This window comes from Kitasatospora sp. NPDC018619 (assembly GCF_044391605.1).
GTDB lineage: Bacteria > Actinomycetota > Actinomycetes > Streptomycetales > Streptomycetaceae > Kitasatospora.
Genome location: NZ_JBISAI010000010.1, coordinates 249,558 through 266,208, shown reverse-complemented (window position 1 = coordinate 266,208; position 16,651 = coordinate 249,558). Strand labels below are relative to the sequence as shown.

Annotated in this window: 18 protein-coding genes; 15 read left to right on the top strand and 3 right to left on the bottom strand. The window is 73.7% G+C overall.

All coding sequences use genetic code 11. From position 1 onward, the window contains the following. Window positions 1–128 precede the first annotated feature (128 nt). Window positions 129–1,043: a polysaccharide deacetylase family protein gene (locus tag ACH5AR_RS18600; RefSeq protein WP_396302491.1), complete on the bottom strand. Its 915-nt coding sequence runs from the start codon at window positions 1,041–1,043 to the stop codon at window positions 129–131. 305 nt (window positions 1,044–1,348) lie between these two features. Here ACH5AR_RS18600 and ACH5AR_RS18595 point away from each other — a divergent pair, with 305 nt between their 5' ends. The 3 genes from ACH5AR_RS18595 (at window position 1,349) to ACH5AR_RS18585 (ending at window position 3,447) form a co-directional block, all read left to right on the top strand. After that, window positions 1,349–2,233 (top strand): SAM-dependent methyltransferase, encoded by an 885-nt coding sequence (locus ACH5AR_RS18595; protein ID WP_396302490.1) that lies wholly within the window; start codon window positions 1,349–1,351, stop codon window positions 2,231–2,233. Between the two features lie 111 nt (window positions 2,234–2,344). After that, a complete protein-coding gene (locus tag ACH5AR_RS18590; protein ID WP_396302489.1) occupies window positions 2,345–2,896 on the top strand; it encodes an HDIG domain-containing metalloprotein in 552 nt (183 codons plus the stop codon). A 44-nt stretch (window positions 2,897–2,940) separates the two neighbouring features. Further along, entirely contained in the window at window positions 2,941–3,447 is a 507-nt protein-coding gene (locus ACH5AR_RS18585; RefSeq protein ID WP_396302488.1) for an FBP domain-containing protein, read from the top strand. Between the two features lie 14 nt (window positions 3,448–3,461). Here ACH5AR_RS18585 and ACH5AR_RS18580 read toward each other — a convergent pair whose 3' ends face one another. Together ACH5AR_RS18580 and ACH5AR_RS18575 are read right to left on the bottom strand one after the other, a co-directional pair. Beyond that, a complete protein-coding gene (locus ACH5AR_RS18580) occupies window positions 3,462–3,836 on the bottom strand; it encodes an RNA-binding S4 domain-containing protein (protein WP_396302487.1) in 375 nt (124 codons plus the stop codon). A gap of 25 nt (window positions 3,837–3,861) precedes the next feature. Beyond that, window positions 3,862–4,314: a VOC family protein gene (locus ACH5AR_RS18575; RefSeq protein WP_396302486.1), complete on the bottom strand. Its 453-nt coding sequence runs from the start codon at window positions 4,312–4,314 to the stop codon at window positions 3,862–3,864. A 126-nt stretch (window positions 4,315–4,440) separates the two neighbouring features. Between ACH5AR_RS18575 and ACH5AR_RS18570 the strand changes: the two genes are divergently transcribed. The 12 genes from ACH5AR_RS18570 to ACH5AR_RS18515 all read left to right on the top strand — a co-directional run bounded on the left by ACH5AR_RS18570 (window position 4,441) and on the right by ACH5AR_RS18515 (window position 16,639). Further along, window positions 4,441–5,607 (top strand): methyltransferase, encoded by a 1,167-nt coding sequence (locus ACH5AR_RS18570; protein ID WP_396302512.1) that lies wholly within the window; start codon window positions 4,441–4,443, stop codon window positions 5,605–5,607. A 99-nt stretch (window positions 5,608–5,706) separates the two neighbouring features. Then, complete coding sequence (gene argC / locus ACH5AR_RS18565; protein WP_396302485.1) at window positions 5,707–6,735, top strand: N-acetyl-gamma-glutamyl-phosphate reductase; 1,029 nt, start codon at window positions 5,707–5,709, stop codon at window positions 6,733–6,735. Then, the gene (gene argJ, locus ACH5AR_RS18560; RefSeq protein ID WP_396302484.1) at window positions 6,732–7,904 is read left to right on the top strand and encodes a bifunctional glutamate N-acetyltransferase/amino-acid acetyltransferase ArgJ; all 1,173 of its coding nucleotides are present in this window, start codon (window positions 6,732–6,734) and stop codon (window positions 7,902–7,904) included. Before argC ends, argJ begins: the two co-directional genes overlap by 4 nt. Window positions 7,905–8,090: 186 nt before the next feature. Beyond that, complete coding sequence (gene argB / locus ACH5AR_RS18555) at window positions 8,091–8,966, top strand: acetylglutamate kinase (protein WP_396302511.1); 876 nt, start codon at window positions 8,091–8,093, stop codon at window positions 8,964–8,966. Further along, complete coding sequence (locus tag ACH5AR_RS18550; RefSeq protein ID WP_396302483.1) at window positions 8,963–10,222, top strand: acetylornithine transaminase; 1,260 nt, start codon at window positions 8,963–8,965, stop codon at window positions 10,220–10,222. The genes argB and ACH5AR_RS18550 overlap by 4 nt, the downstream gene beginning before the upstream one ends. Window positions 10,223–10,245: 23 nt before the next feature. Beyond that, the gene (locus tag ACH5AR_RS18545; RefSeq protein WP_049652068.1) at window positions 10,246–10,794 is read left to right on the top strand and encodes an arginine repressor; all 549 of its coding nucleotides are present in this window, start codon (window positions 10,246–10,248) and stop codon (window positions 10,792–10,794) included. A gap of 129 nt (window positions 10,795–10,923) precedes the next feature. Beyond that, window positions 10,924–12,348, top strand: coding sequence for an argininosuccinate lyase (gene argH, locus ACH5AR_RS18540; RefSeq protein ID WP_396302482.1), 1,425 nt, complete (start codon window positions 10,924–10,926; stop codon window positions 12,346–12,348). A 145-nt stretch (window positions 12,349–12,493) separates the two neighbouring features. Further along, entirely contained in the window at window positions 12,494–12,751 is a 258-nt protein-coding gene (locus tag ACH5AR_RS18535) for a hypothetical protein (RefSeq protein WP_396302481.1), read from the top strand. A gap of 198 nt (window positions 12,752–12,949) precedes the next feature. Next, the gene (locus tag ACH5AR_RS18530) at window positions 12,950–13,450 is read left to right on the top strand and encodes a GNAT family N-acetyltransferase (RefSeq protein ID WP_396302480.1); all 501 of its coding nucleotides are present in this window, start codon (window positions 12,950–12,952) and stop codon (window positions 13,448–13,450) included. A gap of 544 nt (window positions 13,451–13,994) precedes the next feature. Then, window positions 13,995–15,020: a methionine ABC transporter ATP-binding protein gene (locus tag ACH5AR_RS18525; RefSeq protein WP_396302479.1), complete on the top strand. Its 1,026-nt coding sequence runs from the start codon at window positions 13,995–13,997 to the stop codon at window positions 15,018–15,020. Continuing rightward, complete coding sequence (locus ACH5AR_RS18520; protein ID WP_396302478.1) at window positions 15,017–15,745, top strand: methionine ABC transporter permease; 729 nt, start codon at window positions 15,017–15,019, stop codon at window positions 15,743–15,745. Before ACH5AR_RS18525 ends, ACH5AR_RS18520 begins: the two co-directional genes overlap by 4 nt. Window positions 15,746–15,814: 69 nt before the next feature. Then, window positions 15,815–16,639 carry a MetQ/NlpA family ABC transporter substrate-binding protein gene (locus tag ACH5AR_RS18515; protein ID WP_396302477.1) on the top strand — a complete coding sequence of 275 codons (825 nt, stop codon included), beginning with the start codon at window positions 15,815–15,817 and terminating at the stop codon, window positions 16,637–16,639. The last annotated feature ends 12 nt before the right edge of the window (window positions 16,640–16,651 follow it).

Genomic DNA, 16,651 nt, shown 5'->3' with positions numbered 1-16,651 from the left:
GTGCCACGGTCGGAAGTCGCCCGAACGAGTGATGCGACGACCCCGGCCAACGTGCGGCCGGTGGCCGGCTCCGCGCGGTGGCCGACAGAATGCCGCCGACGGGCCCGGGGCGGGAGCCGCCTGCGGCCTCAGGCGCAGAGCTGGCTGGCGGTCACCGGCCTGAGCCCCGCCTTCGCCAGGCCCTCCAGGACGGCGGGCAGCGCGTCCACCGTGCACTGGTGGCCCATGTGCAGCGCCACCACCGAGCCGCCGCGCACCGAGGTCAGCACCCGGCGCTGCAACTCGGCCGCCGAGGGATCGTTGTAGTCGCGCGGGTCGACGTCGAAGGACAGCACGTGCTCGTACCCGACCGCCTTCGCCTGCTCGCGCACCATCGGGGTGGCGTACTGCGCGGCGGAGGGGCGGAACCAGCGGCCGATCGAGCCGGTGAGCCGTTGCAGGCGCTCCGCGCACTGGGCGATCTCGGCGCGGGCCTGGTCGGGTGTCATGGCGGAGATGTTGAGGTGGTTCTGGGTGTGGTTGCCCAGCTCGTGGCCGCCGTCCAGGATCCGCCGGGCCATCTGCGGCTGCTGGTCGAGCCAGCTGCCGACGACCATCACGGTCAGCCTGGCGCCGCGCTGCTCGGCGATCTCCAGCAGGGCGGTGGCCAGCTTCGGGTCGCCGCTGCCGTGGAAGGTGAGCGCCACGTTCCTGCCGGTGCGCGGCCCGTACGCGACCTCGGCCGGGGTGCCGGGTGCGAGCGGCGGCACTACGGGCGGGGTCGGCGGGGCGGAGGGCTGGGCGGTGGCCGCGGCAGCGCTGGGGCCGTCCTCGGGCCGGGGCTCCGCCGGGGCGGCGGGCGTGGCGGAGGTCGGCCCCTCGCCGCCGTTCCAGGCCGGGTCGGTGGTGTGCTGCGGGTCCACGGTGCCGGGATGCGCGGCGAGCGCGCCGGGGTCGGCCCGGCGGCGCGTTCCGGTCCCGCAGGCGGTGAGGAGGCCCCCGGTGGCGGCGAGGGCGGCGAGTCGGGCGGTGGCGCGCAGCACGGCGCGGCGGTCGGCAGTCATCGGCAGCCAGCATAGAGAGGACGGCTCCCGCGGGCGATCCGGGCGAGCGGGCCGCCGCGGCCCGCCGCAGGCCGACCCGACGCGACGCGACCCGACGCTGGCCGACGCGACCCGACCCGCCGCACGCCGGCCCGGCCCGACCCGACCCGACCCGCCTTGACGTGCACACACTCCGTCACCGGGTGTTGCGTAAACCTGAACTCCCGCTGTTTCCACCGCGTGTCCTTGGATACGATCACCGCGCACCGCGCACGGACGGGCGGTGGCCGAACTTCTTCCGGCAGTGCCTACAGGGGGCGGACAGGATGTACGAGGACGGCGCGGCGACCGGCCGGAGCACGGACACCGACTGGGGCTGGGCGAGAGCCGACGACTGGCAGCCGCCGAGCGAGCTGGACACCGGCGTCCCGCACACCGCCCGGATGTACGACTACTACCTGGGCGGCAAGGACAACTTCGAGGCCGACCGCAAGGCCGCGCAGGCCGCGATAGCCGCCTACCCCGCGCTGCCGCTGCTGGCCCGCACCAACCGGCAGTTCCTCGGCCGTGCCGTGGAGTACGTCGCCGGCCGCGGCGTGCGCCAGTTCGTCGACATCGGCACCGGCATCCCGGCCGTCGGCTCCACCAGCGAGGTCGCCCGGAGGGTCGCCCCGGACGCCCGGGTGGTGTACGTGGACAACGACCCGATCGTCGCCGCCCACGCCCGCGCCCTGCTGGCCGGCCACCCCACCGGGCACACCTCGGTCATCGAGGCGGACCTGCGCGACCCGGAGGCGATCCTCGGCCACCCCGCGCTGGCCGCCGCCGTCGACCTCTCCCGGCCGGTCGCGCTGATGCTGGTCGCCGTCCTGCACTTCATCCGCGACGAGGAGGGCGCGCAGCGGATCGTCCGCACCCTGCGCGAGGCGCTCGCGCCCGGCAGCGCGCTGATCCTCTCCCACGGCAGCCCCGACTTCGCCTCCCGCGAGAGCGCCGCCGAGGGCACCCGCGTCTACCGCAGCGCCAGCGCCCCGCTCGTGCTGCGCCCGCGCTCCGGCGTCGAACCCTTCTTCGGCGACTTCGAGTTCGTCGGCCCCGGGCTCGTCCAGCTGCCGCTCTGGCGCCCGACCGCCGGCCACGTGCCCACCTCCGAGCTCCCCGAGGGCTGGCAGGACGTCTCGGCGTACGCCGGCGTCGGGTTCAAGAAGTAGCCTCCCGTCGGTCCGGACCGGTCCCGGCGCCTCCCTCCTGCGCCGGGACCGGACGGCCGCAGCCTACGCAGCCCCACTGACAGCCCCTCACCGCCGCCGCTGCCCTGCGGCGTGACCACCCACGGCCTGCCACCGCTGCCCGCCGACGTCGCCGTCCTGCTCCGGGAGCTGGACGCCCCGCCCGGGCTGGTCGCCCACCTCGCCCTGGTGCACGCCGTGGCCGAGGAGATCGCCGGGTTCTGCGCCCGCGAGGGCCTCGTCTTCGAGCGCGAGGCCGTCCGCTACGGCGCGGCCACCCACGACATCGGCAGGACGGTCCACGTCGAGGAGCGCTCCGCCCCCGGCTCCCGGCACGAGGCCGCCGGGTACGCCCTGCTGCGCGCCCGCGGCGTCCCCGAGCGCCTCGCCGCCTTCGGCCGCACCCACGCGAGCCGGCGCGAACCGGGCGTCACCACCGAGTCACTGCCGGTCAGCCTGGCCGACAAGGCGTGGAAGAACAGACGGGTCCGGAGCCTGGAGGACCCGGTGGTCGAGCGCCTCGCCGCCGGCGGCCGGGAGCGCTGGGAGGCCTTCCTCGCCCCGGACGACCTGCTCACCCGGATCGCCGAGGACGCCCCGGGCCGGCTCGCCCTCCAAGGCGCCCATTCGGCGCGGACCGGGTGAAATCCACGCGACACGGCGGGCGGCCCGGTGTTAGCTTCCGGGGCATGGAACCCCTGAGTGAGAACGAGATCCGCGCGTCCTTCGTCAACTGCTCCAAGGGCGAGGCCCGCCGGCTCAACCTGCCCCGGGGCCTGGCCGAACTGCCCTGGGAGAATCTGGACTTCCTCGGCTGGCGGGACCAGGGCGCCCCCGACCGGGCGTACCTGGTGGCGCCGTACGGGGGCGAGCCGGTCGGCGTGACGCTGCGCTCGCCGATGGTCCGGCGCAGCCTGACCAAGACCAACGTGTGCTCGCTGTGCATCACCGCGCACGCGGGGTCGGGCGTCGCGCTGCTCGCCGCCCGCCGGGCCGGGGCGGCCGGGCGCGAGGGCAACACGGTCGGCGCGTACATCTGCGCCGACCTCGCCTGCTCGCTGTACCTGCGCGGGCTGAAGAAGTCCACGCTGGTCACCCGGCCCAACGAGTCGCTGCCGGTGGAGGTCCAGATCGAGCGCACGGTGCGGAACCTCGACGAGTTCCTGGCCAAGGTGCTCGCCACCGCGGACGCGTAACGGCCCGCGGACCCTCAGTGGCCGCGCAGCTGGTCCAGCTCGCGGCGCTCCCGCTTGGTGGGCCGGCCCGTCCCGCGGTCCCGCGTCCCGGCCGCCGCGACGAACTCGCGCGGCGGCCGCGGCGGGCTGTTGTCGACCAGGCACTCCGCGGCGACGGCGGCGCCGACCCGCTTGCGGATCAGCTTGCGCACCACCACGACCCGTTCGTGACCCTCCTCGCGGACCCGCACCTCGTCCCCGGGCTTCAGCGCCTGGGCGGGCTTGGCCCGCTCGCCGTTCACCCTGACGTGCCCGGCCCGGCAGGCGGCGGCCGCCAGTGCCCGCGTCTTGACCAGCCGGACCGCCCAGATCCAGCTGTCCACCCGCACGCTTCCCTCGTGTTCAGCCATCCCGCGAGCCTATCCAAGCGGGGCCTCACGCGGCGCGCGGCGCCTCACGCCGTGCCTCGCGCAGCGCCTCACGCCGCGCCTCACGGGGCGCCTCCTGGACCGCCCAGCCGTTCCCGTCCGGGTCGTTGAAGAACACGAAGCTGTTCCACGCCTCGCCGTGCCCGTCCACCCGGCCGCCCGCCACGAAGTGCTGGACCGGGCTGACCTCCACGCCCCGCGCCACCAGGTCGGCGTGCGCCCGCTCGATGTCCGGCACCACCAGCTGGAGGCCCTTGACCGATCCGGGCGGAGCGTCGATCAACCCCTTGCCCACCACGATGGAGCAGGGCGATCCCGGCGGCGTCAGCTGGACCACCCGGACCCCGTCCCGCAGCACGGTGTCGTGGTCGACGGTGAACCCGGCCTGCTCCTCGTAGAAGAGCTTCGAGCGGTCCACGTCGGACACCGGGACCACCACGACTTCGAGCTTCCACTCCATCGCCCTCACCCCTCTCGGTCGGGCTCTTCCAGTATCCGTCCGTAATCGCCGACGGGGGCTGTCGGATAGCCTGAGAACACGATGAATCCCCAGACCACGCCCGCCGCGCCCCTGCCGGACACCTCCATGGCCACCCCGTGGGGCACCTTCGAACTCACCCGCTTCCCCGCGGATCCGCGCGAGCGGCTGCGGGCCTGGGACGCCGCCGACGAGTACCTGCTGCGTCACCTCGCGGGCGAGGCCGACAGTGCGGGCGGCGCGGCCGTCGAGCTGGCCGGCCGTACGGTCGCCGTCCTCGGCGACCGCTGGGGCGCGCTGGCCACCGCGCTCGCCGGCCACCGGCCGTTCCAGATCACCGACTCCCACCTCGGCCGGCAGGCCACCCTGGCCAACCTGTCCCGGGCCGGTGCCGCCGTCGACGAGGCCCGGCTGCTCACCACCCGCGACGCCCCGCCGGAGCGGATCGACGTGCTGCTGGTGCGCGTGCCCAAGAGCCTGGCCCTGCTGGAGGACCAGCTGCACCGGCTCGCCCCCGCCGTCCACGAGGGCACCGTGGTCGTCGGCACCGGCATGGTGACGGAGATCCACACCTCCACGCTCCGGCTGTTCGAGCGGATCCTCGGCCCGACCCGCACCTCGCTGGCGGTCCGCAAGGCCCGGCTGATCCTCTGCACCCCGGCCGGCGCCGGGGACGCCGGCCCCAGCCCGTGGCCGCACCGCTACGCGCTGCCGCCGGACATCGGCCCCGCCTCCGGCCGGACCGTGGTCAACCACGCGGGCACCTTCTGCGCCGAACGGCTCGACATCGGCACCCGCTTCCTCCTCGCCCACCTGCCCGTCCCCGCGCCCGGCGCCCGGGTGGTGGACCTCGGCTGCGGCAACGGCGTGGTCGGCACGGCCGCCGCGCTGGCCGGCCCCGGTGCGGAACTGCTGTTCGTGGACGAGTCGTACCAGGCGGTGGCCTCCGCCGAGGAGACCTTCCGTACCAACCTCGGCCCGGACGCCCCGGCCCGCTTCCTGGCCGCCGACGCCCTCTCCCCGGAGGTGGCCGCCGCCGGCTCGGTGGACCTGGTGCTCAACAACCCGCCGTTCCACTCCCACCAGGCGACCACCGACGCCACGGCCTGGCGGATGTTCACCGGCGCCAAGCGGGCCCTGCGCCCCGGCGGCGAACTCTGGGTGGTCGGCAACCGCCACCTCGGTTACCACGTCAAGCTGCGCCGCCTCTTCGGCAACTGCCGGCTCGTTGCGGGGAACCCCAAGTTCGTGGTGCTGCGGGCCGTCAAGCGCTGAACGGGGTGCCCGGCGCGCCCCGGCCGGCGGGCCGTCGGCGACTCCTTGCATGAATTTTCCGTCACGCGTATATTCATGCCAAGACTAAGGAGGAACGCCATGGCATTGCGAGTCGCCGTCGCCGGCGCGAGCGGTTACGCGGGCGGCGAGGTCCTGCGCCTGCTGCTCGGCCACCCGGAGCTGGAGATCGGGGCGCTGACCGGCGGCTCGAACGCGGGGACCCGCCTGGGCCTGCTCCAGCCGCACCTCCTCCCGCTCGCCGACCGCGTCCTGGAGGCCACCACCCCCGAGGTGCTCGCCGACCACGACGTGGTGTTCCTGGCGCTGCCGCACGGTCAGTCCGCCGCCGTCGCCGAGGAGCTCGGCCCCAACGTCCTGGTGATCGACTGCGGCGCCGACTTCCGGCTCCGGGCCGCCGCCGACTGGGAGCAGTTCTACGGCTCCGCGCACGCCGGCACCTGGCCCTACGGCCTGCCCGAACTCCCCGGCCACCGCGAGGCCCTGAAGGGCAGCAACCGGATCGCCGTGCCCGGCTGCTACCCGACGGCCGTCTCGCTCGCGCTCTTCCCCGCCTACGCCGCCCGGCTCGCCGAGCCGGAGGCCGTGGTGGTCGCCGCCTCCGGCACCTCCGGCGCCGGCAAGGCCGCCAAGCCGCACCTGCTGGGCAGCGAGGTCATGGGCAGCGTCAGCCCGTACGGCGTCGGCGGCGTCCACCGGCACACCCCGGAGATGGTCCAGAACCTCACCCCGCTCGCGGGCGAGCCGGTCACCGTCTCCTTCACCCCCACCCTCGTCCCGATGCCGCGCGGCATCCTCGCCACCTGCTCGGCCAAGGCCAGGCCCGGGGTGACGGCGCGGAGCCTGCGGGCCGCCTACACCGAGGCGTTCGCCGACGAGCCCTTCGTCCACCTGCTGCCGGAGGGGCAGTGGCCGCAGACCAGCAGCGTCTACGGCGCCAACACCGCCCTCGTCCAGGTCGCCCTGGACGCCGCCGCCGGGCGGATCATCGCGATCAGCGCGATCGACAACCTCGTCAAGGGCACCGCCGGCGGCGCGGTGCAGAGCATGAACATCGCCCTGGGACTGCCCGAGGAACTCGGACTTCCCGTGAACGGAGTGGCACCGTGAGCAGCAGCACCAACGTCGGAGTGACCGCCGCCAAGGGCTTCCGGGCGGCCGGGGTGACGGCCGGCATCAAGGCCTCCGGCACCCCCGACCTCGCCCTGGTGGTCAACGACGGGCCCTCGCTCGCCGCCGCCGGCGTCTTCACCGCCAACCGGGTCAAGGCCGCGCCGGTGCTCTGGTCCGAGCAGGTCCTCAAGGGCGGCCGGGTCTCCGCCGTCGTCCTCAACTCCGGTGGCGCCAACGCCTGCACCGGCCCGCTCGGCTTCCAGGACACCCACGCCACCGCGGAGCGGACCGCCGCCGAGCTGGGCCTGAACGCCGGCGAGGTCGCCGTCGCCTCCACCGGCCTGATCGGCGTCCGGCTGCCGATGGACCTCCTGCTCCCCGGGGTCGCCCTGGCCGCCGGGGCGCTCGCCGAGGACGGCGGCGAGGCCGCCGCGATCGCCATCAAGACCACCGACACGGTGCACAAGACCGCCCAGTACACCAGCCCGGCCGGCTGGACGGTCGGCGGCATGGCCAAGGGCGCGGGCATGCTCGCCCCGAGCCTCGCCACCATGCTGGTCGTCCTCACCACCGACGCCGACGTGGACGGCCCCGCCCTGGACGCCGCGCTGCGCGGCGCCACCCGCACCACCTTCGACCGGATCGACTCCGACGGCTGCATGTCGACCAACGACACCGTGCTGCTGCTCGCCTCCGCCGCCTCCGGCGTCGCCCCGGAGCCGGCCGAGTTCGCCGAGGCCGTCCGCACCGTCAGTGCCGACCTCGCCCGTCAGCTCATCGGCGACGCCGAGGGCGCGAGCAAGGAGATCCGGATCGACGTCACCGGTGCCGCCACCGAGGACGAGGCGGTCGAGGTCGCCCGGACGATCAGCCGCAACAACCTGCTCAAGTGCGCCATCCACGGCGAGGACCCCAACTGGGGCCGGGTGCTGGCGGCGATCGGCACCACCTCCGCCGCCTTCGACCCGAACGAGCTGGACGTCGCCATCAACGGCGTCTGGGTCTGCAGGGCCGGCGGCGTGGGGGAGGACCGCGAGCTGGTCGACATGAAGGGCCGCGAGGTCGTCATCACGGCGCACCTCAACGCCGGTACGGCGGGCGCCACGCTGTGGACCAACGACCTGACGGCCGACTACGTTCACGAGAACAGCGCCTACTCGACCTGATCCGCGTCACTTCGTCCGCGCCACCCTGAGCCGCGACAGCCCGCGCCGCGCCACCCCGGCCGCGACGCCCGGTCCGCGACGTCCTGCCCGGCCTCCGGCCGGGAGGACCCCCATCGACGAGGGAAACCTGTGCAGATCGCACCCAAGGGCGAACAGGCCCGCAACAACACCGCGTTGCCCAAGGCCATGACGCTGATCGAGGCGCTGCCGTGGCTGGAGCGCTTCCACGGCAAGACCGTCGTGATCAAGTTCGGCGGCAACGCCATGGTCGACGACGGCCTCAAGGCGGCCTTCGCCCAGGACGTCGTCTTCCTGCGCTACGCCGGCCTGCACCCCGTCGTGGTCCACGGCGGCGGCCCCCAGATCAGCGCCCAACTGGAGAAGCTGGGCCTGGAGTCGAGCTTCACCAACGGCCTGCGGGTCACCACCCCGGAGACCATGGACGTGGTCCGGATGGTGCTGGCCGGCCAGGTGCAGCGCGAACTGGTCGGCCTGCTCAACGAGCACGGCCCGTTCGCGGTCGGCATGACCGGCGAGGACGCCCACACCATGACGGCGGTCAAGCGCTACGCCGTGGTGGACGGCGAGCAGGTGGACATCGGCCTGGTCGGCGACATCGTCAACATCGAGGCCGGCGCGGTGAAAGCGATGATCGCCGACGGCCGCATCCCGGTCATCTCCTCGATCGCCCGCAGCGCCGACAACCACGTCTACAACATCAACGCCGACACCGCCGCCGCCGCCCTCGCGGTCGCGCTCGGCGCGGAGATGCTCGTCGTCCTCACCGACGTCGAGGGCCTCTACAAGGACTGGCCGAACTCCGACGACGTGATCAGCCAGCTCAGCGCGAGCGAGCTGGAGGAACTGCTGCCCGGCCTGGCCACCGGCATGCTCCCCAAGATGGAGGGCTGCCTGCGGGCCGTCCGCTCGGGCGTGGGCACCGCCCGCGTGCTGGACGGCCGCGTCCAGCACAGCCTGCTGCTGGAGATCTTCACCGACGAGGGCATCGGCACGATGGTCGTGCCGGACGACGAACCGACCGTGAATGGGGGACTGGCATGACGGGCACGACCGGCACGAGCGGCGGCACCGGCACGACCGGCACGACCGCCGTGGCGCACAACGAGCAGCTCACCGAGCGGTGGCAGCACGCCTTCACCGACAACTACGGCACCCCCCGCATCCCGCTGGTCCGCGGCGAGGGCAGCAAGCTCTGGGACGCCGACGGCAAGGAGTACACCGACCTGCTCGGCGGCATCGCCGTCAACGCGCTGGGCACCGCCCACCCGGCCGTCGTCGAGGCGGTGAGCCGGCAGATCGCCACCCTGGGCCACGTCTCCAACCTCTTCATGGCCGAGCCCACCATCGCCCTCGCCGAGCGGCTGCTGCGGCTGGATGGCCGCCCGGGCGGCCGGGTCTTCTTCTGCAACTCCGGCGCCGAGGCCAACGAGGCCGCCTTCAAGATCAGCCGGCGGACCGGCCGCACCCACCTGGTCGCCCTCCAGGGCGCGTTCCACGGCCGCACCATGGGCGCCCTCGCGCTCACCGGCCAGCCCGCCAAGCAGGACCCCTTCCGCCCGCTGCCCGGCGACGTCACCCACGTCCCGTTCGGCGACGTCGAGGCGCTGCGCGCGGCCGTGACCACCGAGACGGCCGCCGTCTTCCTGGAGCCGGTCCAGGGCGAGAACGGCGCGGTCCCGCTGCCCGAGGGCTACCTGAGGGCGGCCCGTGAGATCACCCGGGCCACCGGCACCCTGCTGGTCCTGGACGAGATCCAGACCGGCGTCGGCCGCACCGGCCACTGGTACGCCCACCAGGCGCACGAGGGTGTGGAGCCGGACGTCGTCACGCTGGCCAAGGCGCTCGGCGGCGGCCTGCCGATGGGTGCGGTGCTGGCCTTCGGGCCGGCCGCCGAACTGCTCACCCCGGGCCAGCACGGCACCACCTTCGGCGGCAACCCGGTGGCCGCCGCGGCCGGGCTCGCGGTGCTGGACACCATCGAGTCCGAGGGCCTGCTGGAGCACGCCCGCAAGCTCGGCGAACGGCTGCGGCACGGCGTCGAGGCGCTCGGCGACCCGCTGGTCTCGCACGTGCGCGGGGCCGGCCTGCTGCTCGGCATCGTGCTCACCGAGCCGGTCTCGGCCGAGGTCCAGGCCGCCGCGCAGGAGGCGGGCTTCCTGGTCAACGCGGCCGTCCCGGACGCCGTCCGGCTGGCCCCGCCGCTGGTGCTGACCGAGCAGGAGGCGGACGCCTTCCTGGCCGCGCTGCCGGGCATCCTCCGGACGGTGCGCGAAAGCGCCCCGGCCGATGCGAGCTGACCGTCGTCCGGGAGAATGACCACATGACCGCTTCCCACTCCGGCCCCTCCGCCGCCGGCCCGACGCCGCAGGTCCCGCAGACCCGCACCGCGCGCCACCGGCGGATCGTGGACCTGCTCACCCGCCAGCCCGTGCGTTCGCAGAGCCAGCTCGCCAAGCTGCTCGCCGACGACGGCCTCGTGGTGACCCAGGCCACGCTCTCCCGGGACCTGGACGAGCTGGGAGCGGTCAAGATCCGCAACCGGGACGGCGCGCTGATCTACGCCGTCCCGGCCGAGGGCGGCGACCGCACGCCGCGCGCGCCGATGGGGGAGTCGGCCAGCGAGGGCCGGATGGCCCGGCTGGCCGGCGAGCTGATGGTCTCCGCGACGGCCTCCGGCAACCTGGTGGTGCTGCGCACCCCGCCGGGCGCGGCCCAGTTCCTGGCCTCGGCGATCGACCAGGCCGAGGTGTTCGAGATCATCGGCACCATCGCCGGCGACGACACCGTGCTGCTGATCAGCCGGGACCCGGCCGGCGGCCAGGCGCTCGCCGACCACCTGATGCAACTCGCCCAGGCGAAGGCGCAGTAGGGCCTGGCCTGGATACCCCGAACGCACGAACCCCGGCCCGACGGAGACCGTCCGGCCGGGGTTTTGTGTTTCATACGGCATCGTGCATACTTATGCCATCCACTGCACAAGCATGAAGGAGCCACCGCGATGACCGCAGAGCAGTCCTCCGACGTCCGCCTCTGGGGCGCGCGCTTCGCCGACGGCCCGTCCGAGGCGCTCGCCCGGCTCTCGGCCTCGGTCCACTTCGACTGGCGCCTCGCGCCGTACGACATCGCCGGCTCCAAGGCCCACGCCCGGGTCCTGCACAAGGCCGGGCTGCTCTCCGACGAGGAACTGGCCGGCATGCTGGACGGCCTGGACCGGCTGCTCGCCGACGTCGAGGCGGGCACCTTCACCGGCACCGTCGCCGACGAGGACGTGCACACCGCCCTGGAGCGCGGCCTGCTGGAGCGCCTCGGCCCCGACCTGGGCGGCAAGCTGCGGGCCGGGCGCTCGCGCAACGACCAGATCGCCACCCTGTTCCGGATGTACCTGCGGGACCACGCGAAGACCATCGGCGGCCTGCTGCTCGACCTCCAGCACGCCCTGGTCGGCCTCGCCGAGGCGCACCCGGACACCGCGATGCCGGGCCGCACCCACCTCCAGCACGCCCAGCCGGTGCTCTTCGCCCACCACGTCCTCGCGCACGTGCAGGCCCTCGGCCGGGACGCCGAGCGGCTGCGCCAGTGGGACGCCCGCACCGCCGTCTCCCCGTACGGCTCCGGTGCGCTGGCCGGCTCCTCGCTCGGCCTCGACCCGCAGGCCGTCGCCGCCGAGCTCGGCTTCGAGGGCGGCTCGGTCGGCAACTCCATCGACGGCACCGCCTCGCGCGACTTCGTCGCCGAGTTCGCCTTCGTCACCGCGATGATCGGCGTCAACCTCTCCCGGATCGCGGAGGAGGTGATCATTTGGAACACCAGGGAGTTCGGCTTCATCACGCTGCACGACGCCTTCTCCACCGGCTCCTCGATCATGCCGCAGAAGAAGAACCCCGACATCGCCGAGCTCGCCCGCGGCAAGTCCGGCCGGCTGATCGGCAACCTCACCGGCCTGCTGGCCACCCTCAAGGCGCTGCCGCTCGCGTACAACCGGGACCTCCAGGAGGACAAGGAGCCGGTCTTCGACTCCTGCGACACCCTGGAGGTGCTGCTGCCCGCCTTCACCGGGATGATGGCCACCCTGACGGTGCACCGGGAGCGGCTGGAGGAGCTCGCCCCGGCCGGCTTCTCGCTCGCCACCGACATCGCCGAGTGGCTGGTCAAGCAGGGCGTGCCGTTCCGGGTCGCGCACGAGGTGGCCGGCGCCTGCGTCAAGGTCTGCGAGGCCGAGGGCATCGAGCTGTCCGACCTGACGGACGAGCAGTTCGCCGACATCTCCGCGCACCTGACGCCCGAGGTGCGCTCGGTGCTCAGCGTCCACGGGGCCGTCGCCGCCCGTGACGGGCGCGGCGGCACCGCCCCCTCGGCGGTCGCGGTCCAGCTCGCCGAGGTGAAGGCGGACCTGGCGCGGCAGCAGGAGTGGGTGCGGGGCTGACCGCCGCCGGGGCCGACCCCGGGGCACCGGGGGCCGACCCCCGGTGCGGCGCGGGAGGGGCGCGGCGGTCCGACCGTCGCGCCCCTCCCGCGTCCGCGCCTCGTCCCGGGCGTAACCGCTCCCGCCCCGGGCCGTCATGCACGGTGTGTGCACCGCCCTCCCGTCCGTCCCCTCAGCCGAGGACGTCTACCTCGCCGAATGCCGCCGCCGCGCGGTCCGCGAGACCGTCGCCGCGCTGCCCGGCCGCTGTCCGCAGCTGATCGCCGCGCTCGCCGAGGACCCGCCGCCCACCTACCGCGAGCTCTCCGAGCGGCTCGGGATGCCGCGCGGCTCGATCGGCCCCACCCGCTCCCGCTGCCTGGCCTGCCTGCGCACGCTGCTCCACGCGGAGCGCTATCCCTGAGGGCCCGGCCGGCCGGAACCCGGCCGCGGCGGGGGTGACCCTCCTCACGTCGGGCGCCGCGAAGGTTGAGCGCAGCTGACACCCGGGTAGAGCGCTGGCGAACGCAGCTCTTGACGGTGGCGCGATCACTCGGATACTGAGCGTGAGCGCGCGCCACCCTCTGCGCGCCGGGCACGACGACTGGGGAGGCCCCTCCACATGGGCATGAGCGTGATCATCTCGGCCGCGGAGGCCGAGGACGCGGAGCAGATCCTCAAGCTCCAGTACCTCGGCTACCAGCCCGAGGCCGAGCTGTACGGCGACTGGGCCATCGGGCCCCTGACGCAGAGCCTGGAGAGCCTGCGCGCCGAACTGTCCGAGCAGCACGTCCTGGTCGCCCGGTTGGGCGACGAGGTGGTCGGCACCGTCCGCGGCCGCGTCGGCGAGGACGGCGTCGCCCGGATAGGGAGCCTGGTCGTCCATCCGCGGATGCAGCGCCACGGCCTCGGCGGCCGGCTGCTGGACGCGCTGGAGCGCCGGATGGCCCAGGACGGCCCGGTACGCGCCTACCGGCTGTCCACCGGCCACCGCAGCCTCGGCAACCTGCGGCTGTACGCCCGCCAGGGGTACCGTCAGACCGGGGTCGAGCAGGTCAACAGCCGGCTGAGCTTCGTCCACCTGGAGAAGCCGGCCGCGGCCCCGCTCGCCGCGACGGCCTGAGCCGGCCCCGCGCACGGTACCCGGCGCCGCCGCCATCCGGACCCCGGCGGCGGCGCCGAACGGCATCCGCGCAGGTCACAGCGGCGCATGTCCGCATTGCGGACAGGTCTGCCAAATAATTGGGCGGAAATCGACCCATCTGTTTTACTGGCTCACATGACTGCGACGACGAACTGGACCCCCACCGGCACCCTGCCGGCAGGTGAGCGTGCCATGTGTCGTCGAATGTGTCACCGCTGAGGGCCACCGCCCCCGGCGCCCTGCTGAGGGCGCCACCCCCTCGCGCCCCGAAGCGAGACTCCGGCGCCGCTCCCGCCCCGTGCGAGCGCGCCCCCCTTCCGGATCCCTCCCCTCCGTCGTGCCCGCACCCCGCGGCGCCGTGACTCGTTGGGGCCACGCCGTCGCGCGGCCCCGGCATCCGGCGGTCACGATCAAGGGAAGCCGGGCCCGGCCCCCTGGCGCGGTGCCGCGACGCCGCCGCCGACCGCTCAGGCGGCCGGCCGGCCGCCCCACGCCGCCCACCCCCGACCCACGGAAAGCCGCTGTGATCACCACCACGGACCTCACGAAGGTCTACCGTTCCCGAGGCCGCGAGGTGGCCGCCCTCGCCGGCGTCGACCTGCACGTCCGCCCGGGCGAGGTCTACGGAGTCGTCGGCACCAGCGGTGCGGGCAAGTCCACCCTCATCCGCTGCGTGAACATGCTGGAGCGGCCGACCTCCGGCACCGTCACCGTGGACGGGGTCGAGCTCACCGCCCTGGCCGGCGGGGAGAACCGCGCCGGCCGGGAGCTGCGCGAGGCCCGCCGCCGGATCGGCATGGTCTTCCAGCACTTCAACCTGCTCTCCTCGCGGACCGTGCAGCAGAACGTCGAGCTCCCGCTGGAGATCATCGGCCTGGACCGCACCGCGCGCCGCCGCAAGGCCGCCGAGCTGCTCGACCTGGTCGGCCTCGGCGACAAGGCCCGCAGCTACCCCCACCAGCTCTCCGGCGGCCAGAAGCAGCGGGTCGGCATCGCCCGGGCGCTGGCCGGCGAGCCCAAGGTGCTGCTCTCCGACGAGGCCACCTCGGCGCTCGACCCGGAGACCACCCGGTCGATCCTCAAGCTGCTGCGCGACCTCAACCAGCAGCTCGGCCTCACCGTCCTGCTGATCACCCACGAGATGGACGTCATCAAGTCCGTCTGCGACTCCGCCGCCCTGATGCGCGGCGGCCGGGTGGTCGAGTCCGGCGAGCTCACCGACCTGCTGGCCAAGCCCGGCTCCGAGCTGGCCCGCGAGCTGTTCCCGCTCAGCGAGTTCGGCACCGGCCACGCCGGCTCCACCGTGCTGGAGATCACCTTCCAGGGCGACAGCTCGGCCCAGCCGTTCGTCTCCCAGCTCGCCCGCACGTACCAGATCGACATCAACATCCTCGGCGCCGCGGTGGAGACCATCGCCGGCCGGATGGTCGGCCGGATGCGGGTGGAACTGCCCGGCGGCCACCAGGACAACGTGGTGCCGATCGGCTACCTGCGCGAGCAGGGCCTCCAGGTGGACGTGATCGGTGCGGCGAACGGAGCGGTGGCATGACCTGGGACCAGATGCAGGAGCTGATGGGGCCCGCCACCCGGGAGACTTTCCAGATGGTCGGGGTGTCGGCGCTCGTCACCGTGCTGCTCGGCCTGCCGCTGGGCGTGCTGCTGGTGCTCACCGACAAGGGCGGCCTGCTGGCCAACCGGGCGGTCAACAAGGCCATCGGCTTCGTCGTGAACATCGCCCGCTCGGTGCCGTTCATCATCCTGATGATCGCGCTGATCTCCTTCACCCGCTGGCTCGTCGGCACCTCCATCGGCTGGCAGGCGGCGACCGTCCCGCTGACCATCGGCGCCATCCCGTTCTTCGCCCGCCTGGTCGAGACCTCCGTCCGCGAGGTCGACCGGGGCCTGGTCGAGGCGGTCCAGTCGATGGGCGGCAGCACCTGGACGATCGTCCGCAAGACCCTGCTGCCCGAGGCCCTGCCCGGCATCGTGGCCTCCGTCACCACCACGGTCATCACCCTGGTCAGCTACTCCGCGATGGCCGGCACCGTCGGCGGCGGCGGACTCGGCACCCTCGCGGTCAACTACGGCTACCAGCGCTTCGAGACCGCCTTCATGTGGGTCATCGTGGTCGAGCTGGTGATCATCGTCACCGCCGTCCAGCTGCTCGGCGACCTCGCCGTCCGGCGACTGTCCCACAGCGGCCGCGGCGGCGGCCGGACGCGGCTGTTCGGCCGCGCCCCGGCGGCTGCCGACCAGGACCCCGTCGCCTCCTAGGACGCGCCCCGGACCTCCCCCGTCCGACCCCGGACGCGGCTCCCCGTTCCACGCAGAAAGGCACTTTTCGTGCGCAACGCCCTGAAGTTCACCAGCATCCTCGCCACCGCCGGCGTCGCCCTCTCGCTCGCCGCGTGCGGCAGCTCGGGCTCGTCCTCCTCGAGCGCCGACGCGCCGCTCAAGGTCGTGGCCAGCCCCACCCCACACGGTCAGATCCTGAAGTACGTCAAGGACAACCTCGCGGAGAAGGCGGGCCTCAAGCTCGACATCAAGGAGGTCACCGACTACGTGACCCCCAACACGGCGGTGCAGGACGGTTCGGCCGACGCCAACTACTTCCAGCACGTCCCGTACCTGGAGGACTTCAACAAGAAGCACGGCACGAACATCGTGTCGGTCGAGCCCGTGCACCTGGAGCCGCTGGGCCTCTACTCCAAGAAGGTCAAGGCGATCGCGGACCTGCCCGAGGGCGCCACCATCGGCCTGCCGAACGACGCCACCAACGAGGGCCGCGCGCTCAAGCTGCTCGCCGACAACAAGCTGATCACCCTCAAGGACGGCGTCACCACCACCGCCACCCCGGCGGACGTGACCGGCAACCCGAAGAACTTCAAGTGGAAGGAGTTGGAGGCCGCCCAGCTGCCCCGCTCCGTCGCCGACCTCGACGCCGCCGTGATCAACGGCAACTACGCGCTGGACTCCGGCCTGAAGCCGGCCACCGACTCCCTGGTGCTGGAGAAGGCCGAGGGCAACCCGTACGCCAACATCCTGGCCGTCAAGAAGGGCAAGGAGGACGACCCGCGGGTCAAGAAGCTCGCCGAGCTGCTGCACTCCGCCGAGGTCAAGAAGTACATCGACGACACCTTCCAGGGCTCGGTCATCCCGGCCTTCTGAGCCGGGCCCGCC